This window comes from Ectopseudomonas chengduensis, from assembly GCF_900102635.1.
Classification (GTDB): domain Bacteria; phylum Pseudomonadota; class Gammaproteobacteria; order Pseudomonadales; family Pseudomonadaceae; genus Aquipseudomonas; species Aquipseudomonas chengduensis.
On sequence record NZ_FMZQ01000006.1, the window covers coordinates 46,709 to 67,029 of the forward strand.

Annotated in this window: 17 protein-coding genes, 2 tRNA genes and 2 pseudogenes; 12 read left to right on the forward strand and 9 right to left on the reverse strand. The window is 63.1% G+C overall.

The window, feature by feature from the left end:
* The first annotated feature begins 48 nt into the window (after positions 1-48).
* The gene (locus tag BLS08_RS11305) at positions 49-534 is read left to right on the forward strand and encodes a glycoside hydrolase family 24 protein (protein WP_090336698.1); all 486 of its coding nucleotides are present in this window, start codon (positions 49-51) and stop codon (positions 532-534) included.
* Positions 531-1,019 carry a DUF2514 family protein gene (locus BLS08_RS11310; RefSeq protein ID WP_090336700.1) on the forward strand — a complete coding sequence of 163 codons (489 nt, stop codon included), beginning with the start codon at positions 531-533 and terminating at the stop codon, positions 1,017-1,019. The genes BLS08_RS11305 and BLS08_RS11310 overlap by 4 nt, the downstream gene beginning before the upstream one ends.
* Here BLS08_RS11310 and BLS08_RS11315 read toward each other — a convergent pair.
* On the reverse strand, positions 1,000-1,290 hold the full coding sequence (locus BLS08_RS11315) for a hypothetical protein (RefSeq protein WP_090336702.1): 291 nt from the start codon (positions 1,288-1,290) through the stop codon (positions 1,000-1,002). The two genes, BLS08_RS11310 and BLS08_RS11315, sit on opposite strands and share 20 nt — an antisense overlap.
* A 283-nt stretch (positions 1,291-1,573) precedes the next feature.
* Here BLS08_RS11315 and BLS08_RS11320 point away from each other — a divergent pair, with 283 nt between their 5' ends.
* Together BLS08_RS11320 and BLS08_RS11325 are read left to right on the forward strand one after the other, a co-directional pair.
* On the forward strand, positions 1,574-2,377 hold the full coding sequence (locus tag BLS08_RS11320) for a DNA adenine methylase (protein ID WP_090336704.1): 804 nt from the start codon (positions 1,574-1,576) through the stop codon (positions 2,375-2,377).
* Between the two features lie 67 nt (positions 2,378-2,444).
* Positions 2,445-2,627 (forward strand): hypothetical protein, encoded by a 183-nt coding sequence (locus BLS08_RS11325; protein ID WP_090336706.1) that lies wholly within the window; start codon positions 2,445-2,447, stop codon positions 2,625-2,627.
* Positions 2,628-2,857: 230 nt separating this feature from the next.
* Here the strand turns inward: BLS08_RS11325 and BLS08_RS11330 are convergent, their stop codons facing one another.
* From BLS08_RS11330 to BLS08_RS11340, 3 genes are all read right to left on the reverse strand, one after another.
* Positions 2,858-3,406 (reverse strand): cytochrome b, encoded by a 549-nt coding sequence (locus tag BLS08_RS11330; protein ID WP_017677493.1) that lies wholly within the window; start codon positions 3,404-3,406, stop codon positions 2,858-2,860.
* A 137-nt stretch (positions 3,407-3,543) separates the two neighbouring features.
* A tRNA-Met gene (locus BLS08_RS11335) sits at positions 3,544-3,620 on the reverse strand.
* 115 nt (positions 3,621-3,735) lie between these two features.
* A tRNA-Met gene (locus BLS08_RS11340) sits at positions 3,736-3,812 on the reverse strand.
* A gap of 144 nt (positions 3,813-3,956) precedes the next feature.
* Here BLS08_RS11340 and dinB point away from each other — a divergent pair.
* A complete protein-coding gene (dinB, locus tag BLS08_RS11345) occupies positions 3,957-5,009 on the forward strand; it encodes a DNA polymerase IV (protein WP_082469411.1) in 1,053 nt (350 codons plus the stop codon).
* Between the two features lie 191 nt (positions 5,010-5,200).
* Here the strand turns inward: dinB and BLS08_RS11350 are convergent, their stop codons facing one another.
* The 5 genes and pseudogenes from BLS08_RS11350 to BLS08_RS11365 form a co-directional block, all read right to left on the reverse strand.
* A complete protein-coding gene (locus BLS08_RS11350; RefSeq protein ID WP_055987199.1) occupies positions 5,201-5,599 on the reverse strand; it encodes an META domain-containing protein in 399 nt (132 codons plus the stop codon).
* Between the two features lie 4 nt (positions 5,600-5,603).
* Positions 5,604-6,035, reverse strand: a complete 432-nt coding sequence (locus BLS08_RS11355) for a hypothetical protein (RefSeq protein WP_055987198.1) — start codon at positions 6,033-6,035, stop codon at positions 5,604-5,606.
* A 27-nt stretch (positions 6,036-6,062) separates the two neighbouring features.
* A complete protein-coding gene (locus BLS08_RS11360) occupies positions 6,063-7,058 on the reverse strand; it encodes a 2-hydroxyacid dehydrogenase (protein WP_055987195.1) in 996 nt (331 codons plus the stop codon).
* Positions 7,059-7,067: 9 nt separating this feature from the next.
* Positions 7,068-7,823 (reverse strand): annotated as a pseudogene (locus BLS08_RS26805) (response regulator); the annotation flags it as partial.
* Positions 7,824-7,885: 62 nt separating this feature from the next.
* Positions 7,886-9,818 (reverse strand): annotated as a pseudogene (locus BLS08_RS11365) (ATP-binding protein); the annotation flags it as partial.
* A 119-nt stretch (positions 9,819-9,937) separates the two neighbouring features.
* Here BLS08_RS11365 and BLS08_RS11370 point away from each other — a divergent pair.
* The 7 genes from BLS08_RS11370 to relA all read left to right on the forward strand — a co-directional run bounded on the left by BLS08_RS11370 (position 9,938) and on the right by relA (position 20,275).
* The gene (locus BLS08_RS11370; RefSeq protein WP_055987192.1) at positions 9,938-10,648 is read left to right on the forward strand and encodes a response regulator transcription factor; all 711 of its coding nucleotides are present in this window, start codon (positions 9,938-9,940) and stop codon (positions 10,646-10,648) included.
* Positions 10,645-11,982: a sensor histidine kinase gene (locus BLS08_RS11375; protein ID WP_090336710.1), complete on the forward strand. Its 1,338-nt coding sequence runs from the start codon at positions 10,645-10,647 to the stop codon at positions 11,980-11,982. The genes BLS08_RS11370 and BLS08_RS11375 overlap by 4 nt, the downstream gene beginning before the upstream one ends.
* Before the next feature lie 390 nt (positions 11,983-12,372).
* Positions 12,373-14,397, forward strand: a complete 2,025-nt coding sequence (locus BLS08_RS11380) for a TonB-dependent receptor domain-containing protein (RefSeq protein WP_236699109.1) — start codon at positions 12,373-12,375, stop codon at positions 14,395-14,397.
* Between the two features lie 111 nt (positions 14,398-14,508).
* Complete coding sequence (locus tag BLS08_RS11385; RefSeq protein WP_055987185.1) at positions 14,509-15,471, forward strand: siderophore ABC transporter substrate-binding protein; 963 nt, start codon at positions 14,509-14,511, stop codon at positions 15,469-15,471.
* 162 nt (positions 15,472-15,633) lie between these two features.
* Positions 15,634-16,539: a cysteine synthase CysM gene (cysM, locus tag BLS08_RS11390; protein WP_055987183.1), complete on the forward strand. Its 906-nt coding sequence runs from the start codon at positions 15,634-15,636 to the stop codon at positions 16,537-16,539.
* Positions 16,539-17,897 (forward strand): 23S rRNA (uracil(1939)-C(5))-methyltransferase RlmD, encoded by a 1,359-nt coding sequence (gene rlmD / locus BLS08_RS11395; protein WP_055987181.1) that lies wholly within the window; start codon positions 16,539-16,541, stop codon positions 17,895-17,897. The genes cysM and rlmD overlap by 1 nt, the downstream gene beginning before the upstream one ends.
* A gap of 134 nt (positions 17,898-18,031) precedes the next feature.
* Entirely contained in the window at positions 18,032-20,275 is a 2,244-nt protein-coding gene (gene relA / locus BLS08_RS11400; protein WP_055987179.1) for a GTP diphosphokinase, read from the forward strand.
* The last annotated feature ends 46 nt before the right edge of the window (positions 20,276-20,321 follow it).

A 20,321-nucleotide genomic window follows, 5' to 3' on the forward strand; every position in this document is an offset into this window, starting at 1 on the left:
AGACCATACCCGCCACCGAGCGGGCTTTTTTGTGCCTGGAGAAAATGTATGGCTCGAATTACTGCTGCCCAGGCGGGCGGCGTCAACGTGCTTGCCTTCCTCGATATGCTCGCCTGGAGCGAGGGTACGGATCATCCACGGCAGCATACGCGCGATCAGGGTTATGACGTGATCGTTGGCGGGGCGCTGTTTGAAGGCTATGCCGATCACCCGCGTAAGCTGGTGCCGCTGCCGAGGCTTGGCATCAAGTCCACAGCAGCTGGACGCTACCAGCTGTTGTCACGTTACTACGACGCGTACAAGCAAACGTTAGGTTTGCGTGACTTCAGCCCGCTGAGCCAGGACCTGATCGCCCTGCAGCAGATCCGCGAGCGGCGTGCGTTGCCGGACATTCAGGCCGGTCGCATCCCCGAGGCCATCGAGAAGTGCCGCAACATTTGGGCAAGTCTGCCGGGCGCCGGATACGGCCAGCACGAGCACAAACTCGAAAGCCTGATCGCTCATTACCTTGCAGCCGGTGGGGTGCTCGCATGATTGCCGCCTTAGCTGATCGAGCGACCGTGCTGGGCATCGTCGCTGGGCTGGCCTTCCTGGCCGGCTGGAAGGTCAACGGCTGGCGGCTGGGCGAGGGGATCGCCCAGGGCCAGGTCGAGGCCGTCACCATCGTTCGCGTTATCGAGCGGCAACAACAGAGCGTCGCAGACGCAGAGGGGCAAAAGGGTCATGACCAACTTGAAGAGCTGCAGCGTCGTGCTGCTGATGCTGGGGCTGCTGCTGACGGGCTGCGTAAGCAAGCCAGTAGCCTGGCCACCCAGCTCGCTACCTGTAATGCCGGAACTGCCGGCGAGCGCACGGCAAGGGAGCGCGCCGCAAGCGTGCTTGCCGACGTGCTTGGAGAGATGGAATCAGAAGGTCGCTGGCTGGCGGCAGAGGCTGACGGACGCAGGATTAAAGGTCTCACCTGCGAGCGAACCTATGAGGGAGTGAAGGCGGCGCCGCTCAATTTGCAGTCTCCCTAAGCTGCTGTGGTGCAGGGTACTGTAGTTCCTCTACCAGCACTTCCTGGTCCCGCTCGCCAGTGAGCAGACCGACCAGCTCCCACTGTTGATCAAGCTCTTCGCTGATGGCTTGCATGCGCTCGATCATGCGTCGTGCTGACCGCTGCACCGTGGCGTCCTGGCTCTGGAGTTGCTCGAAGGCCATCGCCGTAATGGATGCGGTCATGTGGGTCATGCTGCGGGCCATCAATCCCAGCAACTGCTTTAGCTGCTGCTCTTCCTTGGCAGACATATCGCGCTCCTCTTGCGTCTGAGTATCAGCTTAGCCGAACGCCGCAATGCTGATAACAGCTTGCTTGTAAGCCAATGCCGTCGGCGGAGGTACTCCCTTCACCAAGGCAATGGCGCCTTTTCTCAGCTGAATCAAAAGAAGAGGGCGACCGCCCGGGGTGCTCTAACACCCTGAGCGGCCGCCAGACCGCAGACTAGCCCTGCAAGCCCGGCCATGGCCCCCGCCTCGTGCACGAAGCGGCGGCAGGCTAACACCTGTTTATCCATACAGTAAAGGCTTGCATATGACCAACCCTGTAATCCCGTGGCTGGGCGGCAAGCGCCGTCTGGCCGACCGTCTCATTCCGTTGTTCCCTCCGCACGAGTGCTACGTCGAGGCCTTCGCCGGCGGCGCTGCACTGTTCTTCATGCGCCCCCAGCCCGCGCCCGTGGAGGTGCTGAATGATGTGAACGGCGATCTGGTATCGCTGTATCGCGTCATCCAGAACCACCTCGAGGAGTTCGTGCGGCAGTTCAAATGGGCGCTCAGCTCTCGGCAGATCTTCGAGTGGCAAAAGATCACCCGCCCCGAAACCCTCACCGATATCCAACGTGCGGCGCGTTTCTTCTATCTGCAGCACCATGCGTTCGGCGGCAAGGTAGCGGGGCAAACGTTTGGCACCGCGACCACAGGGCCGGCGCCGAACATCCTGCGCATCGAAGAAAACCTGTCCGCGGCGTGGCAACGGCTGGCTGGCGTGTACGTGGAGAACCTGTCCTGGCTCGATTGCGTCGAGCGGTACGATCGTGCGCACACCTTCCACTACATGGACCCGCCGTACTGGCAGACCGAGGGCTACGGCGTCGCCTTTCCCTTCGATCAGTACCTGGCGATGGCCGACTTCATGAAGCGCTGCAAGGGCAGGGTGATGGTGAGCATCAACGACCATCCCGACATCCGCCGGGCGTTCGATGGCTTCCATATGGAGCGGCTGGACATCCGCTACAGCTGCACCAACCAGCGCAGCGGCATGGCTGAAACGACAGGCGAGCTGGTGATCATGAACTGGGAGCCGGCCGCATTAGGTGGACTGTTCGATGGTCTCTGATTCGCTTGCTATGCCTCGGCCCCCAGAGCGTTACTGGTGCCAACGCGAAATCGACCGGAGACACAACATGAACCTGATTGAACACATGCAGCCCCTGCCGACCGAGCTGCTGCTGGCGATGGCCCTGGGGGAGGTCGATATGGAGGCGGTCGCCGCCCGGGTGATGATGCAGCGCGGCCTGGACAAACAAGGCCGCTGGGTAGGCTTCGAGCGGGCGGCCAAGGAATGGCAGGACATTGGCGGCGCTTGACAGATGTAAGGCCCGGTATCGTGGGGGAGCCCTGCGGTACCGGGCTTTTTTTGTGCCTGAGATTTTAGTTTAGATAATGTGCGCTATGGGCAGCCAAGGGAGACAAACCCTACTTTCGGTGTGGCGGTGGACATGCGGGCTAACCTCTAAGGGCGCCTGGGTGGCGCCTCTGATCAAAAAGTGCGCAATTCTAGCGGCGCTTCGTGCGCTTGACCAGAGGCGCCTTCACCTCAATTACGTCCCGGCAGCATGCGCGTCAGGGTGTTATCGCGCGCCACGTAATGGTGGTACAGGCCGGCAATGGCGTGCAGGCCGATCAGCCAGTAACCGGCGGTGCCGGCCAGCTCGTGTAGTTCCTTGATCTGTCCGGCCAGTTCCTTGTCTGGGCCGATCAGCGCGGGCAGCTCCAGGCCGAAGAAGGGGATGGGCTTGTCAGCGGCGCTGAGGATCAGCCAGCCGGCCAGCGGCGCGCCAATCATCAGTGCATACAGCGCCAGGTGCATCAGCTTGGCAGGCAGGGCTTGCCAGGTCGGCAGCGGCGGCTCGATGGCTGGGGTCGGGCTGAGTGCGCGGGCCAGCAGACGCAGCCAGACCAGCGCGAAGACGCTCAGGCCGAGCATGAAGTGCCACTGCTTGAGCAGTTCGCGGGTTTCGCTACCCTTGGGGAAATTTCCTTTGAGCTCGATGCAGGCATAGACGACTGCGATCAGGATCAGCATCAGCCAGTGCAGGCCAATGGAGAGGCTTCCATAGCGTGGTGAGGCGTTCTTCCGGTTCATTCAGGCGTTCCTCGGTCAACGTCCTGCATCTGCAGCAGGCGTTTCCAGCATAAGCCTGCTTGGCTTATGGACCGCTGAGGTAGATCAATGCCCGGAAACGAAAAAGGCCACTCGATTGAGTGGCCTTTATCTGAAGGTGGTTGCGGGAGCAGGATTTGAACCTACGACCTTCGGGTTATGAGCCCGACGAGCTACCAGACTGCTCCATCCCGCGTCGACAATTCTACGCTTACTTAATGCCCTGTCAATCGATTTGTTTCGTTTGATCGAAAAAGTTAATTTTTCGTCAAAGCAAAAAGGCCACTCATTGAGTGGCCTTTTCGTGAAGCTGGTTGCGGGAGCAGGATTTGAACCTACGACCTTCGGGTTATGAGCCCGACGAGCTACCAGACTGCTCCATCCCGCGTCTGTGGGTCGGCATTCTACAGCCAGAAGCTTGGCTGTCAACCGCTAATTGCAAGAAAAGTGTTTTCAACTCAGATGCTTAGCGTTAAACAACTGTTAGACTTCCTAGCTCCAGGCCAGGCTGGACGAGGCTTACGAGGGTGTTGTGCGCAAGATAATCCACGTCGACTGCGACTGCTTCTACGCCGCCATCGAGATGCGTGACGACCCGAGCCTGGCCAGTCGTCCGCTGGCCGTCGGCGGTTCGGCGGACCGTCGCGGGGTAATCGCCACCTGCAACTACGAGGCGCGTGCCTATGGTGTGCGTTCGGCGATGTCGTCGCGGCATGCGCTGAAGCTGTGCCCGGATCTTCTGATCGTCAAACCGCGCTTCGAGGTGTACCGCTCGGTCTCGCGTGACATTCACGGCATCTTTCGTCAGTTCACCGACCTGATCGAGCCGCTGTCGTTGGACGAGGCGTATCTGGATGTCAGTGACTCGCCGCATTTTGCCGGCAGCGCCACGCGCATCGCCCAGGAAATTCGCCGTCGTGTGGCGCAGGAGCTGCACATCACCGTGTCGGCTGGCGTCGCGCCGAACAAGTTCCTGGCCAAGATCGCCAGCGACTGGCGTAAACCCAACGGGTTGTTCGTGATTACCCCGGATCAGGTCGACGATTTCGTGGCGCAGTTACCGGTGAACAAGCTGCATGGCGTCGGCAAGGTCACGGCTGACAAGCTGACGCGCTTAGGGATTCGCACCTGTCTGGATCTGCGCGACTGGAACAAGCTGGCGCTGGTGCGCGAGTTCGGCAGTTTCGGTGAGCGCTTGTGGCGCCTGGCCCACGGCATCGACGAACGTGCCGTGCAGGTGGACAGCCGCCGCCAGTCGTTGAGCGTGGAGCACACCTACGATCAGGATCTGCCGGATCTGCAGAGCTGCCTGGAGAAACTGCCGGCACTGCTCGAGGAGATGAACGGCCGCCTGCAGCGTCTGGACGCCAGTTATCGACCGGACAAGCCTTTCGTCAAAGTGAAGTTTCATGATTTCACCCAGACCACTCTGGAGCAGGCGGGGGCCAGTCGGGATCTGGAAAGCTACCGGCTATTGCTGAGCAACGCTTTCGCCCGTGGCGACAAGCCGGTGCGCCTGCTCGGGGTGGGCGTCAGGCTGCATGATCTGCGCGGGCGGCAGGAGCAGCTGGAGCTGTTTGCGTAGCCCGGATGCAATCCGGGAGCTCCTTGCGCGCTATCTCTCGATGCTCCGCTCTGACCTTTATAGGAGTGACCGGGCGGCACGCTGATTCAGCCGCGAATTTCGCGGATAAATCCGCTCCTACAACCCTGTGCAACAGCCAGCTCGATCATGGCCTTCGGGCTACCGCCCCGGATTGCATCCGGGCTACGCCGTCACTGCGGCCAGAGGCGAATCGGCTTGCCGCTGGCCGGCCACAGCTGCAACTGGCCGATGTCGTTGAAGTCCCAGCGTTGCACTTCAGTCAATGCCGCGAGGAAGCGCTGTTCCTGCTCCATCAGTGAGGGCGCGCACATCTTGCGGGTGCTGCCCGGGGCTTCGAAACGGACGGCATCACCCTTTAGCGTGTAGCCGGCGAACCAGTGGTTGCAGCCGGCGTGCCCGTGAGCACGACCGTCCGCGGCAAACGTGACGGTCAGGTGGCTGCGGTCGATCAGCGGGCTTTCGCCGATCCATTCCACTTGGTAGCTGCGTTCGGTTTCCAGTTGCGGTGCGTCGCTGGCGCAGCCGGCCAAAGTGGCGGCGAGCAGGGCGAGGGGCAGGGCGCGTTGCATGGTGTCAGGCCTCCTGGCAGGTGCGGCACAAATGGCGGCCGGCGTCGTTGCGCCAGCCCAGTTCGGTGATACGAGCCTCGGCGGCCGGGGCTTGTGCGGTTTTGCCCAGGGCGGCGTCGACGGCGAATTCGAAATCCAGCTGCTTGCCGCAGCTGTCGCAGTTCACTTGCCAGTTATGAATGGCCAGCTCCTTGAACTGCGGGCCCTTGCACACGGCCAGCCATTGGCCGGGCGGGTTGATCAGGTGGCGAACCTTCTCCACCTCCAGGCGCATGTGCAGGTCGCGGCTGCCCTTGAGGGTGACCAGCAGCACGTCGTTGGCCTGGATGGAGCCGCCGTTGCCGGTGACCTGGTAGCGGCCCGGTGCCAGTGCGCGGCACTCGGTAAGGGTGTGTTGCGGGTTGAGCAGGGAATAACGGAAATCGTGTTCGGCCATGGGTCCTCCAGATCAGCCGGCATGCTATCACGCGCCGGCCTTGACCTCATTGCTCGGCTGGCCGGCGAGCCAGGCGGCGATGTTGTCCAGGGTGGTGCGGGCGATGGCGTCGAGCGCCTCATGGGTGAGAAAGGCCTGGTGTGCGGTAACGATGACGTTGGGAAAACTCAGCAGGCGGGCCAGGGTGTCGTCCTGCAGCGGCAGGTCGGAGTGATCCTCGAAGAACAGCTCCGACTCTTCCTCGTAGACATCCAGGCCCAGATAGCCGAGCTGGCCGCTTTTCAGGGCCTTGATCAGGACGGGCGCGTCGACCAGCGCGCCGCGGCCTGTGTTGATCAGCATCGCGCCACGTTTCATCTGAGCCAGACGTGCGGCATCTATCAGGTGGTAGCTGTCGTCGGTCAGCGGGCAGTGCAGGCTGAGGATGTCGCTGCTGGCGATCACCTCTTCGAGTGGTGCCTGGCGCGCGCCGAGCTCACCGAGCCCGGTCAGCGGGAACGGATCGTAGATCAGCACCTGGCAGCCGAAGCCGTGCATGATGCGGGCGAATACCTGGCCGATCTTGCCGCCTCCGACCACGCCGACGGTCTTGCCATGCAAGTCGAAGCCGGTCAGGCCATGCAGGGAAAAATCACCCTCGCGCGTGCGGTTGAACGCGCGGTGGATGCGCCTGTTGAGGGCCAGCACCAGGGCCACGGCGTGTTCGGCCACGGCATGCGGTGAATAGGCCGGTACTCGCACCACTGGCAGGCCGAGGCGCTGCGCCGCTGCCAGGTCGACATGGTTGTAGCCGGCCGAGCGCAAGGCGATCAGACGCGTGCCGCCGGCCGCCAATTGTTCGAGCACCGCTGCCGACAGGTCGTCGTTGATGAAGGCGCAGACCACGTCGTTGCCTTTGGCCAGCGCCACGCTGTCGCGGGTCAGGCGCGCTTCATGAAACTGCAGGTGCCAATCGGACGAGCCGCTGGCCGCCAGGAAAGAGTCGCGGTCGTAGGTTTTGCTGCTGAACAGGCAGATACGCATGGCAGGTCCTCAGGCACTTTGTGCCGCTGCTTCGGTCAGGCGCTCGATCGCTGCGTCCAGTTCGTCCAGGGCGCGCTGGGCCTCGGGGTCGTCCTGTTTGAGCAGCGTCTCGCTGCGTTGGCAGGCCATACGCAGTTGCGGCACTCCGCAGTAGCGCGTGGCACCGTGCAGGCGATGCACCCGCTCGATCAGCGCTGTGCGTTCGCCAGCATCGCGAGCCTGGCGGATGGCCTGGCGGTCACCGGGCAGACCGGCCAGCAGCATGCTCAGCATATCCGCCGCCAGATCGGCTTTGCCCGCGGCCAGGCGCAGTCCTTCTTCGGCGTCGAGTACCTTGGGCTGCGACTGCGGCGCAGCAGCCGGGACCACCCTGTTGTTCGGCTGGTTGCGCAGATTCAGCCCCGTCCACTTCAGCACCACCTGGGCCAGTTGGCGCTCGTTGATCGGCTTGGTCAGGTAGTCGTCCATGCCGCTCTGCAGCAGGGCGCGCTTCTCGTTGGCCAGGGCGTGGGCGGTGAGGGCGATGATCGGCGTGGCGCTGCGGCCCTGTTCGCTTTCCCACTGGCGAATCGCTTCGGTGGCTTCGCGGCCATCCATGCCGGGCATCTGCACGTCCATGAACACCAGGTCGAAGCTACCGTGCTGTACCGCTTCTATAGCCGCGTAGCCGCTGTCCACGGCGGTGACCTGAGCGCCGAGGTCATCGAGCAGGGTTTGCACCAGCAGCAGGTTGGCCGGGTTGTCGTCCGTGCAGAGGATTTGCGGCCGGCGCGTGTTGCCGATGGTGACCGACTCGCTGGCCGGGCGTTGCGGGCTGACCATCTCCACCAGCGCCTTGTACAGTTTGCGTGTGCAGGCTGGTTTGGCCTGCAGTTGGGCGTAGGCATCGGGCAGCGATTCGTGAAACAGCCCCAGTTCGGTGGTCGGGCACAGCACCAGGGCCTTGCAGCCGAGCCGGTCGAGATCCTCGATACGTTGGCCGAGGGTGTCGGGCGGTAGCTGGCTGGCGGTGATGCCAAGAACAGCCAGGCTCAGCGGGTGTTCGCGATTCTGCTGCTGGCTCACGGCATCGAAGAGTTGGCCGGGGTCGGCGAAGCTTTCCACCTCCAGACCGCAGTCTTCGAGCTGGTGGGCCAGCGCCTGGCGCGCCAGCTCGTGGCTTTCCAGTACGGCCACGCGGCGGCCTTGGAGGGCGGCACGCGGCAGGTCTTCGGCGTCGTCGCGGGCCTTGGGCAGGGTCAGGGTGATCCAGAACTCGGAGCCTTCGCCCGGGGTGCTGTCGACGCCGATCTCGCCGCCCATCCGTTCGATCAGGCGCTTGGAAATCACCAGGCCGAGGCCGGTGCCACCGGCCTGGCGGCTGAGCGAGTTGTCGGCCTGGCTGAAGGCCTGGAACAGCGCACGCAGGTCTTCATCCGACAGGCCGATGCCGGTGTCCATCACGCTGATGCGCAGTTGTGCGCTGTCGGCACTTTCATCCTCGACCATGGCGCGCATGACGATGGTGCCTTCGCGGGTGAACTTGATCGCATTGCTGACCAGGTTGGTCAGCACCTGCTTCAGGCGCAGTGGGTCGCCGCGCAGAGCCAGCGGTGTGTCGCGGTAGATCAGGCTGACCAGCTCCAGCTGCTTTTCGTGGGCCGCGGGGGCGAGGATGGTCAGGGTGTCCTGCAGCAGATCGCGCAGGTTGAAGGGGATGGATTCGAGCATCAGCTTGCCCGCTTCGATCTTGGAGAAGTCGAGCACCTCATTGATGATGCCGAGCAGGCTGTCGGCGGATTTCTCGATGGTCGACAGGTAGTCCTGCTGGCGCGGGCTGAGCTCGCTCTTTTGCAGCAGGTTGGTGAAGCCAAGGATGCCGTTGAGCGGGGTGCGGATCTCGTGGCTCATGTTGGCCAGGAACTCGGACTTGATGCGGCTGGCTTCCAGGGCCTCCTTACGCGCGAAGTCCAGCTCGATGTTCTGGATCTCGATGGTTTCCAGGTTCTGCCGTACGTCCTCGGTGGCCTGTTCGATGCTGTGCTGCAGTTCTTCCTGCGCGTTCTGCAGGGCTTCGGCCATGCGGTTGATACCGGCGGCCAGCTCATCCATCTCATGGCTGCCCAGCGGTGGCAGGCGGGTTTCCAGGTGGCCGTCCTTGAGTTGGGCGACACCGGCCTTGATCTCGCGCAATGGCTCGTTGATGCTGCGGCCCATGCGCAGGGCAAGCAGGGCGGTGACGGCAAGGCCGCCGGCGATCAGCAGCAGGCTGGCGAACAGGCTGCGGTAGCCGCTGAGCAAGGTGCCCTGATGCGAAAGCTCCAGTTCGACCCAACCGAGCAGCTCCAGTTGGCGATCCTCAGTGAAGTCGTCGCTGAGCACCAGGTGCTGGTCGTAGACCGGGAGCAGAAAGCGCGTGGCGTCCTGGCCGCTGAGCAAGCTGATGCCCGGCTGACCGCCGGGTGACGGGTTGAGCATGCTGGGCCCGGCGTGTGCCAGTGAGGCGCGCTCAGGGGTGAGAAAACCCACCGCACGCACATCCGGGTGCTCCAGTGCCTGTTGAGCGATGCGCTCGAGTTTTTTCAGGGCTTTCTGTTCCAGCGCGGGGGCCGCCAGGGGCGCCAGGTGTTCGACCAGCATCTCACCGCGCTGCAGCAACTGCGTCTGCAAACCGGACAACTGCACCCAGGTGAAATAGCCACCCAGTACCAGAGCCAGCAGGCTGGTGGGGAACAGGGTGAGCAGCAGCACGCGGCCTTTGATGCCTAGATCCTTGAACACGACGTTCCTCCTTAATGACATCTGGGCAGTGTAGCGATTCAGCGCGGCGGAATCTGTAGATGAGCGATTGTCGTTTAATAGGTAGAATTGTTCTCATTCTGCCTGTTCGGTTTCTCTTCATGAATGCCAGCTCTGCTTCTCCAGCCCGGATCCTCGCCGTCGAGGACGACCCTCTGCTTGCCAGTCACCTGCAGTCTCACCTGATGGCCCGTGGCTTCGACGTGACCCTCAGTCATGACGGTAGCGATGGGTTGCGCTTGGCTGAGAACGAGGATTTCGATCTGATCCTGATGGATATCCTGCTGCCCGGCACCAACGGCCTGGTGGCGCTGCAGCAATTGCGCCAGCGCTGCAGCGTGCCGGTTCTGCTGATGTCCGCGTTGGGCGATGAGCAGAATCGCATCGCCGGTTTCAGTCAGGGCGCCGACGATTATCTGCCCAAGCCCTTCAGTCTCGGCGAACTGAGCGTTCGAGTGGATGCGATTCTGCGGCGTGTCGCCTATGAGCGTCGCGAGCCGCAGTCGGGTGCAGAGGGCAACGGCTTGCAGTTCGACGAGGGGCGTTGCGATGTGGTTTTTCGTGGCACCTGGGTCGGCCTGACGCCCAGCGAATACCGGGTGCTGGAGCTGCTCTGGCGGCACCGGGACGAGGCGTTGAGCAAGCCCTTCCTTTATCAGCAGGCGCTGCGCCGCGCCTACGCCCAGCACGACCGCAGCCTGGACATGCACGTCAGCCACATTCGGCGCAAGTTGCAGGGCGTCGGCTATGAGGCGACGCGTGTCGATACCGTTTGGGGCAAGGGCTATATCCTGACGCAGGCCGGGGCATGAACCTGCCGGGGCGGCACTCACTGCTGTGGCGGCTGGCCGGCGCATTGGCGCTGTTCTGCCTGCTGCTGGTCAGCTTGCATGTGGATGTGGGCCGCGAGCTGATCGATGCGACCTCCTATTTGTCCGAATCCACCAGGCAGACGCTCAAAGGCTATGCCCGGGAGGCGGAAACGACATGGCGCGAGGAGGGCGCACCAGGCGTCGATGCCTTCCTGCAGCGGCTGCAGGAACGTGAGCAGATCTGGGCTGTGGTGGTCGATGAGCACAAGGATTCGTTGTCCTCGCAAGCCTTGACGGCCGAGCAGGCGCAGCGCCTTGATTTCGTGCGCAGGTTGGAGTTCCCGGTTGGGCGACCAGGTGGCACACCGACTTTTTACATTCCTTTCAGCGACGGCAATGCCCGGTTGGTCATGGAGTTGCCGCAGCGTTTGAACCCGCGCAAGTACAACGAGCTGTGGGAGTTGCTGCTGCAGCGCGTGCTGCCGGCCATTCTGGCGGTCGTCGTGGCCGTTCTGCTCTACCGCCTGCTGATCGCGCCGCTGGCGATCCTCAGGCGTCAGGCCGCTGCGCTCAGCGCTGGCGACCTGTCTGCCCGGCTCGGGCCGCAGGTGACGCGGCGCAAAGACGAGTTGGGCGAGCTGGCGCGATCCTTCGATCATATGGCCGAACGCCTGCAGGGCACCGTGACGTTCCAGCGCCAGCTGCTGCGCGACCTGTCCCATGAACTGCGCACGCCGTTGGCCCGCTTGCGCGTGGCGGGGGAGAGCGAGCAGGACGTCGAGGCCCTGCGTCAGCGCCTGGCGCGTGAAGTCGAGGAAATGGAAAAGCTGGTCGGCGATGCGCTGGAGCTGGTCTGGCTGGATACGGAAAGACCCAGCTTGCCGCTGGAAGAAGTGGATATCGTCAGGCTCTGGGATGTGCTGCGGGAGAACGCCGGCTTCGAGACGGGCTGGCCGATCGAGCGCATGCCCTGCGAGCTGCCGGCCGACTGCCGGGTGCTGGGCAACCTCAACGGTCTGGCGCAGGCGCTGGAAAACATCCTGCGCAATGCCATTCGCCACTCGCCGGAAGGGGCAGTGGTACGCCTGGCCGGACAGCGCGAAGGGGACCAATGGCTGTTATGGATCGAGGACCAGGGGCCGGGTGTCGCCGAGAGCGAGCTTGAGACCATCTTCCGTCCTTTCACCCGGCTCAGCGCTGCCCGTCCGGGTGGTGATGGCTTCGGCCTGGGGCTGGCCATTGCGCGCAGCATGATCGCTACTCAGGGCGGTTATCTGTGGGCAGAGAATGCCGCGCCTGGGCTGCGGCTTAAGCTCCGCCTGCAAAGTGTATAGTTCGTAAATTAGATTTACTCTCAAATGTAAATTCTTACTATTTGCGTCTGACCCAACAGGGCCGGCAAATAGTGGCGCTTCTTTTTTCCTGGTGCTCGCTCTCGATGGCGTGTTGTCCATCCGAGGCTTTGCCACGGCCCTTTCGATTGGTTTTGACCATTGCATGCCGGCTGCTTCCGCTGACCACGGCGGAGCATGCCGCCGATGTTGCGAAATTGGTCAGCCGGCGAAGCCTATGTCCGGGGAGTGCAGGGTTCGAGTTCCTGTGCAAGACGGTCGCTGGAAACAAGCCGACAACTCGACTCACCTCGATCACTGGGAGCAATCCACATGTCACTGAACCCGCGACGTCTCGCTGTATCGTCTCGGCCTCGATTCAAGCAAACCCTATTGGCAGTCGCGCTGGCTTCGCTGGCCTGCTCGGTTGCTGCCGACGAGAAGTCCAGGCAACTGGAACTCGGAGCGGTGGTCGTCACCGCCACGGGCTTCGAGCAAAGCGTCAAGGACGCTCCCGCCGCCATTACGGTCATCTCCGCAGAAGAGCTGAAGAAGCGCTCCTATACCGATGTGACCGACGCGCTGAAGAATGTGGCAGGTGTGCAGATTGCCGGTGGCGGGGTGGAGCGCTCGATCCAGATCCGTGGCATGACCTCGGGCTATACGCTGTTTCTGATCGATGGTCGGCCGATGCAGGGCAACGACGCCTTCGGCCTTAACGGTACCCAGAACGGTACGCCGATCAACTTCCTGCCACCCATCGAGGCGATCGAGCGCATCGAGGTCATTCGTGGCCCGGCGTCGTCCCTGTATGGCTCCGATGCCATGGGCGGGGTGATCAACATCATCACCAAGAAAATCCGCAACGAGTTCGCCGGCAGCATCACCACCGAGTACAGCCTGGCCGACAGCGCCAACAAGGTGAACGAGGACGGTTACCAGACCAGCGCCTATCTCAACGCGCCGCTGATCGAGGATGTGCTGGCCTTGCAGGTCAACGGTTCATTCCTGCACCAGGACGAAAGCCATTTCCTCGGCGGTGACGACAGCGCTGCCTCCGACCCCAGGTACAGAAGAAGCAACCTGGGCGGCAAGCTGGGCTGGAACATCGACGAGCAGAACCTGGTCACCTTCAACTACAACGAGGCGCTGCAACGGCGTTGGGCCAATCCGGGCAAGAGCATCGACGTGGCCGATGAGCCGAGCTACAACGAGTCGATCCTCAAGACCTACGCCATCACCCACGAAGGGCGTTACGACAACCTGCTGCTGGATACCTACGTCAACTTCGACACCTCGGAGAACCCGACCCGGGTCAACGCCAATACCGGCAATGGCATCGAGTACAACGTGCTGACGGCCAACGCCCAGGCGACCTATTTCCTCGGCTCCCATGCGCTGACCGGTGGCCTGACCCACAAGTACGAGGAGCTCAAGGACGGTGCCAGCAGCGGCCTGCGTCCGCCGGTCGTTCCAGTTGCCGATGCCGTGGTGGAGATGGATCGCTACCAGAACTCGATCTTCCTGGAAGACAACTGGAGCCTGACCGACGACCTGTCGCTGACCCTCAGTGCCCGCTATGACGACAACGAGGCGTTCGGCAGCGAAGTCAGTCCCAAGGTCTATGCCGTCTATCACCTGACCGAGAACTTCACCCTCAAGGGCGGTGTGACCTCCGGTTACAAGGCACCTAGCCTGCGTCAGGCCGCAACCGATTTTGGCTCCACCTCGAGGGGCGGCGTCATCATCGGCAACCCCGAGTTGACGCCGGAGACCAGCCTCAACCGCGAGGTCGGCATCGGCTACGAGAACGTCGATCTGGGCCTCAACACGACCTTGACCGTCTACCAGACCGACTACAAGGACAAGATCAACCGCACTGGTCGCGTCTGCGAGCCGAACGTGCCCTGCGTGTACAACGGCGCCACCTACCCGGCGCACCAGTTCGGCTACACCGCCTACGAAAACGTGGACGAGGTAGAGCTGAGGGGCGTGGAGTTCACCCTCGATTACCAGCTACTCGACAACCTGATGTATCGCCACAGCTACACCTATACCCGTACGGAGCAGAAGACCGGCCAGTACAAGGGCGAGCCGCTCAACGACATGGCCAAGCACATGTTCAACGTCTCGCTGGACTTGCAGGCAACGGAGAAGCTGAACCTCTGGACCCAGCTCAATTACCGGGGCGAGACATCCGGGCGCTGGCAGACCGGCACCAGTGGTGCTTCCACCAATGGCGTGACCTACCCGTCCTATACCTTTGCCGACGTCGGTCTGGTGTACAGGCCGACCAAGGACCTCAGCCTGAAGTTCGGCGTGTACAACGTCACCAACAAGGAAGTCACCACCGACGATGACTATGCCTACAACCTCGATGGCAGGCGGTACGTGTTCGGCCTGACTCAGAACTTCTGATCCGCAGCACAGCTTCCAGGCTGCCCTGGAGCCCTTCCGGGTGGCCTTTGCCGCCAGCTCCTGGCGCGCTGCTGCGGCATTCCCGAACACTCAAAAAGTGAGGAAAGCGATATGACGCTGTTCAAGCGTACCCTGATCAACCTGTTGCACCTTGGCGCGCTGATGTGCGCCGTATCGGCCCAGGCCGCCTACCCGCTGGTGATCGAACATGGCCAGGGCAAGCTGACGTTGGACCAGGCGCCCACGCGCGTCGCCGTTTTCGATCTGGGCGTGCTCGACACGCTCGATGCCCTTGGCATCGCCGCTGCTGGCGTGCCGCAGATGGCCGGGCCGGCCTACCTGAAAGCACACTACGCAGGGCGCGAGATCGTCAATGTCGGCACCTTGTTCGAGCCGGATCAGGCGGCCCTGGAACGGCTCAAACCTGACCTGATCATCATCGCCGGCCGCTCCAGCAATCAGTTCGAGACGCTCTCGGCGCTGGCGCCGACCATCGACCTGAGCATCGCGCCAGACCACTTTCTGGCGGGCGTGCAGGGCAATCTGCAACTGCTGGGCGAGATCTTCGACAAGCAGGATCAGGCTACGCAGCTGCAAGCGCAACTGAACAAGGCGCTGGCTGCCGTTCATGCCAAGTCCGCCGGCCTGAGTTCGCTGACGCTGTTCACCGTCAATGACGCGCTGATGCTGCATGCGCCGGGCGAGCGTTTCGGCATGCTCAACGAAGTGCTGGGCACTCGCTCGGTGGTCGAGCCGGTGGACCCGGCGAGCGTTGCGCAGGGGCGCCCGGCGCCGGATTCACCCGAGGCCAGGCAACTGCGCGAGCGGCAGCAGGTACGCCTGGAGGCGGCGTTGAAAGAACAGCCGCAATGGTTGGTGATCCTCGATCGTGGCGCGGCAACCGGCGGCGAAGGCAAGGCCGACGAGACGCTGGGCAAGCATGCCGGTATAGCAGCCAGCAAGGCCTGGGCCGATGGCAAGGTGTTCTACCTCGATCCGGCGACCTGGTATATCGCCACTGGCGGCTACCAGGGGCTGATGAGCACCCTGAAGGATTTCGCCGCCGCGCAATAAAGAAATGGCATGGCCCGGATGCTGTCCGGGCCACCATCAGACGATCCCGGACAGCATTCGGGTCGAGGCTCGATCACGCCCTGCAACCGATCATGGCGTGATGAAGCGACGGGTTCGGCGTATCATGATGCCCCTTCGCGTCAGTCTGGATTCGAGCGACCCATGACCCTGCAATTCCCCACCATTGCCGACTGCATCGGCAATACCCCCCTGGTACGCCTGCAACGCCTGGGCGGCGAAACCAGCAATACCCTGCTGGTCAAGCTGGAAGGCAACAACCCGGCCGGCTCGGTCAAGGACCGCCCGGCGTTGTCGATGATCAATCGCGCCGAGCTGCGTGGCGATATCCAGCCTGGCGACACCCTGATCGAAGCCACCAGCGGCAATACTGGCATCGCCCTGGCAATGGCGGCGGCGATCAAGGGCTACAAGATGATCCTGATCATGCCGGACAACTCCACCGCCGAGCGCAAGTGGGCAATGACCGCTTACGGTGCCGAGCTGATCCTGGTCAGCAAGGAGGAGGGCATGGAGGGCGCGCGTGACCTGGCCGAGCGGCTGCAGGCCGAAGGGCGCGGCAAGGTGCTCGACCAGTTCGCCAACGGCGATAATCCCGAGGCGCACTACAGCGGTACCGGCCCGGAAATCTGGCGCCAGACCGGCGGAACCATCACTCACTTCATCAGCTCCATGGGCACCACCGGCACCATCATGGGCACCTCGCGTTACCTCAAGGAGCAGAACCCGGCGATCCAGATCGTTGGTCTGCAGCCGCAGGAAGGCTCGGCCATTCCCGGCATCCGCCGCTGGCCCGAGGAATATCTGCCGAAGATCTATCAGGCCGAACGTGTCGATCAGGTGATGGACATGGGCCAGACCGAGGCCGAGCACGTCATGCGCCGTCTGGCGCGGGAAGAGGGCATCTTCTGCGGTGTGTCTTCCGGCGGTTCTGTGGCCGGCATGCTGCGCTTGTCGCAGCAAGTGGAAAACGCGGTGCTGGTGGCGATCATCTGCGATCGCGGCGACCGTTACCTGTCCACCGGCGTTTACGAAGAACCGGCGCGCTGATGGCCAGACGCAGCTCCAACCTGCGCTTTCAGCCCAGCGGCGGCAGTCGTGCGGCGCAGGTTCCGGTCGGCAAGAAGCAGAAGCTTGCCATCGAACGCCTGGCCGGTGACGGTCGTGGCATCGCCTTCGAAGGCGGGCGCACCTGGTTCGTCAGTGGCGCCCTGGCCGGCGAGCAGGTCGAAGCGCGGGTGCTCAGCGCCCGCAGCCAGACCGTCGAGGCGCGCGCCGAGCGCATCATCACCGCCAGCAGTGAGCGCCGTGAGGCGCCCTGCATGCACGCCGACCGCTGTGGCGGTTGCAACCTGCAGCACATGCCCCATGCCGATCAGTTGGCCCTGAAACAGCGCACGCTGGCCGAGCAGCTGTCACGTCTGGGCGGTGTGCAGCCGGATGAGTGGGCCGCGCCGCTGGCCGGTCCTGAATTCGGCTACCGCCGCCGCGCGCGTATCGCCGTGCGCTGGGACGCCAAGGCGCGTCAGCTGCAGGTCGGCTTTCGCGCAGAGGCCAGCCAGGACATCGTCGCCATCGATGAATGCCTGGTGCTGGTACAGCCCTTGCAACCCATTTTCAGCGCGTTACCGGCGTTGCTGCGCAGTCTGGAAAAACCGCAGGCTGTCGGGCACGTGGAGCTGTTCAGCGGTACTGCCGAAGCGCTGCTGCTGCGGCACACGGCAGTGCTGGCGGAGGCTGATCTGAGCCGCTTGCGCGCATTCTGCAGCGAGCATCGCGCGCAGCTGTGGCTGCAGGGCGAAGGACAACCGCAGCCTGACGAGCAGAGCGCCGAGCTGGGTTTTGAGTTGCAACGCTGGCAACTGCAGCTGGCTTATCGGCCGGGCGATTTCGTGCAGGTCAATGGTCTGGTCAACGAGGCGATGGTCGCTCAGGCGCTAGACTGGTTGGCAGTGCAGCCTGGCGAGCGGGTGCTGGATCTGTTCTGCGGCCTGGGCAATTTCGCCCTGCCGCTGGCGCAGCAGGCCGCTGAAGTGGTGGCGGTGGAGGGTGTCGAGGCGATGGTGCAGCGGGCCGCTGGCAACGCGCAGAACAATGGCTTGGACAATGCGCACTTTTTCCGTGCCGATCTGTCCAACCCGCTGGCCTCCGAGGCCTGGGCGCGTGGCGGTTTTACCGCGGTGCTGCTCGACCCGCCACGCGATGGCGCGTTGCAGGCGGTGCGTGGGATGAGTGAGTTGGGCGCGCGGCGCCTGGTCTACGTCTCCTGCAACCCGACTACCCTGGCGCGCGATGCGGCCGAGCTGGTGCAGCAGGGCTATCGCCTGCGCCGCGCCGGGATTCTCGACATGTTCGCGCAGACGGCGCATGTCGAGGCGATGGCTCTATTCGAGAAACCCGAGATTTAGGTCTTGGGCCAAAGCGGTACGTTCGGTACCGCAGGGATGTGCAGGATGCGCATTCTTTCAGTTAATCCGACCGGCTCAGAGAAGGCCGGCGACTGCTCGGTGCGACCTATGCGCGCCGTAGGGAAGGTAAGACGATGGTTCAGGTGAGAGCGCATCAGCCAGTCAACGATGACGGCAGCATCAATCTCGAGGCCTGGTTGGAGCATGTCACGCGCGTCGATCCGGCGCTGGATCGTCAGGCGTTGCAAGAAGCCTGCGAATTCGCCCGTGATCTGGAGCAGCAGGCCAACACCACACCGCATCACTGGAGTGAGGACGCATCGACATTCCGCGCCGGTCTCGATATCGCGGAAATCCTCGCTGATCTCAAGCTCGATCAGGATTCGCTGGTCGCGGCGATCATTTATCGCGGCGTGCGTGAAGGCAAGATCACCCTGGCCGCGGTGCATCAGCGCTTCGGTCCTGTGGTGGCCAAGCTGATCGAAGGCGTGCTGCGCATGGCGGCGATCAGTGCCAGTATCAATCCGCGTGAATCGGTGGTGCTCGGCTCGCAGACGCAGGTCGAGAATCTGCGCAAGATGCTGGTGGCCATGGTCGATGACGTGCGCGTGGCGCTGATCAAACTGGCCGAGCGTACCTGCGCCATTCGCGCGGTCAAGGAAGCCGACGAAGAGAAGCGTCAGCGCGTGGCGCGCGAGGTGTTCGACATCTACGCACCGCTGGCTCACCGCCTGGGCATCGGCCATATCAAGTGGGAGCTGGAAGATCTGTCCTTCCGCTACCTGGAGCCGGAGCAGTACAAGCAGATCGCCAAGCTGCTGCACGAGCGCCGTCTCGACCGCGAGCAGTACATCAACGACGCCATGGCGAATTTGCGTCAGGAGCTGGAGGCCACCGGCATCAAGGCCGACATCAGTGGTCGGGCGAAACACATCTATTCGATCTGGCGCAAGATGCAGCGCAAGGGCCTGCAGTTCAGCCAGATCTATGACGTACGCGCGGTGCGCGTGCTGGTGCCGGAGGTGCGCGACTGCTACACCACCCTGGGCATCGTGCACACCCTGTGGCGACACATTCCCAAGGAATTCGACGACTACATCGCCAACCCCAAGGAAAACGGCTACCGCTCGCTGCACACCGCCGTGCTCGGGCCGGAGGGCAAGGTGCTGGAGGTGCAGATCCGCACCCATGCCATGCACGAAGAAGCCGAGCTGGGGGTTTGCGCGCATTGGCGCTACAAGGGCACCGACGTCAAATCCGGCTCCAACCACTACGAAGAGAAGATCTCCTGGCTGCGCCAGGTCATCGAGTGGCACGAGGAACTGGGCGATATCGGCGGTCTGGCCGAACAGCTGCGCGTCGATATCGAGCCGGATCGGGTTTACGTGTTCACCCCCGACGGCCACGCCATCGATCTGCCCAAGGGCGCCACGCCGCTGGACTTCGCCTACCGCGTGCACACCGAGATCGGCCACAACTGCCGGGGCGCCAAGATCAACGGCCGCATCGTGCCGCTGACCTACAGTCTGCAAACCGGTGAGCAGGTGGAAATCATCACCAGCAAGCAGGGTACGCCCAGCCGCGACTGGCTCAACCCCAACCTGGGTTATGTCACCACCAGCCGCGCACGGGCGAAGATCGTCCACTGGTTCAAGCTGCAGGATCGCGACCAGAACGTCGCCGCCGGCAAGCAGTTGCTCGAGCGCGAGCTGGCGCGCCTGGCCCTGGTCGGTGCGGACTTCGACAAGCTGGCCGAGAAGGCCAACCTGAAAACCGCCGAGGATCTGTTCGCTGCCTTGGGCGCCGGCGACGTGCGCCTGGCCCATGCGGCCAACCTGGCTCAGCAACTGCTCGAGCCGGAACGCAGCAACGAGCAACTGGAGCTGATCCCGCGCAAGGCGCAGGGCTTCAAGCCGGGCAAGCGTGGCGATATCCAGATCCAGGGGGTCGGCAACCTGCTGACGCAGATGGCCGGCTGTTGCCAGCCGCTGCCGGGCGATCCGATCGTCGGTTACATCACCCTCGGTCGTGGCGTCACCATTCACCGTCAGGACTGTCCTACGGCGTTGCAGCAGACTGCGCGCGAGCCGGAGCGGATGATTCAGGTGAACTGGGGACCGGTGCCGGTGCAGACCTATCCGGTGGAAATCGTCATCAAGGCCTACGACCGTTCCGGTCTGCTGCGTGACGTGACCCAGGTGCTGCTCAACGAGAAGCTCAACGTGCTGGCAGTCAACACTCGCTCGAACAAGGAGGACAACACCGCCTCCATGTCGATCACCGTGGAGATTCCCGGGCTCGATGCACTTGGCCGTCTGCTGGCGCGTATCGGTCAGTTGCCCAATATCATCGAGGCGCGTCGCCACCGCGTGTCCTAGGCTTCGTACGGAAAGTGCCTACGCTCGGTGATGCTGCGTTGAAATC

Excerpts from the sequence above, each read along its gene's own strand:
- BLS08_RS11310 (WP_090336700.1), top strand. The coding sequence starts at position 531 with ATGATTGCCGCCTTAGCTGATCGAGCGACCGTGCTGGGCATCGTCGCT.
- BLS08_RS11385 (WP_055987185.1), top strand. The coding sequence starts at position 14,509 with ATGACGCTGTTCAAGCGTACCCTGATCAACCTGTTGCACCTTGGCGCG.
- BLS08_RS11305 (WP_090336698.1), top strand. The coding sequence starts at position 49 with ATGGCTCGAATTACTGCTGCCCAGGCGGGCGGCGTCAACGTGCTTGCC.
- BLS08_RS11370 (WP_055987192.1), top strand. The coding sequence starts at position 9,938 with ATGAATGCCAGCTCTGCTTCTCCAGCCCGGATCCTCGCCGTCGAGGAC.
- BLS08_RS11375 (WP_090336710.1), top strand. The coding sequence starts at position 10,645 with ATGAACCTGCCGGGGCGGCACTCACTGCTGTGGCGGCTGGCCGGCGCA.
- BLS08_RS11355 (WP_055987198.1), bottom strand. The coding sequence starts at position 6,035 with ATGGCCGAACACGATTTCCGTTATTCCCTGCTCAACCCGCAACACACC.
- rlmD (WP_055987181.1), top strand. The coding sequence starts at position 16,539 with ATGGCCAGACGCAGCTCCAACCTGCGCTTTCAGCCCAGCGGCGGCAGT.
- BLS08_RS11325 (WP_090336706.1), top strand. The coding sequence starts at position 2,445 with ATGAACCTGATTGAACACATGCAGCCCCTGCCGACCGAGCTGCTGCTG.
- BLS08_RS11350 (WP_055987199.1), bottom strand. The coding sequence starts at position 5,599 with ATGCAACGCGCCCTGCCCCTCGCCCTGCTCGCCGCCACTTTGGCCGGC.
- BLS08_RS11315 (WP_090336702.1), bottom strand. The coding sequence starts at position 1,290 with ATGTCTGCCAAGGAAGAGCAGCAGCTAAAGCAGTTGCTGGGATTGATG.
- BLS08_RS11320 (WP_090336704.1), top strand. The coding sequence starts at position 1,574 with ATGACCAACCCTGTAATCCCGTGGCTGGGCGGCAAGCGCCGTCTGGCC.
- BLS08_RS11330 (WP_017677493.1), bottom strand. The coding sequence starts at position 3,406 with ATGAACCGGAAGAACGCCTCACCACGCTATGGAAGCCTCTCCATTGGC.
- cysM (WP_055987183.1), top strand. The coding sequence starts at position 15,634 with ATGACCCTGCAATTCCCCACCATTGCCGACTGCATCGGCAATACCCCC.
- relA (WP_055987179.1), top strand. The coding sequence starts at position 18,032 with ATGGTTCAGGTGAGAGCGCATCAGCCAGTCAACGATGACGGCAGCATC.
- BLS08_RS11360 (WP_055987195.1), bottom strand. The coding sequence starts at position 7,058 with ATGCGTATCTGCCTGTTCAGCAGCAAAACCTACGACCGCGACTCTTTC.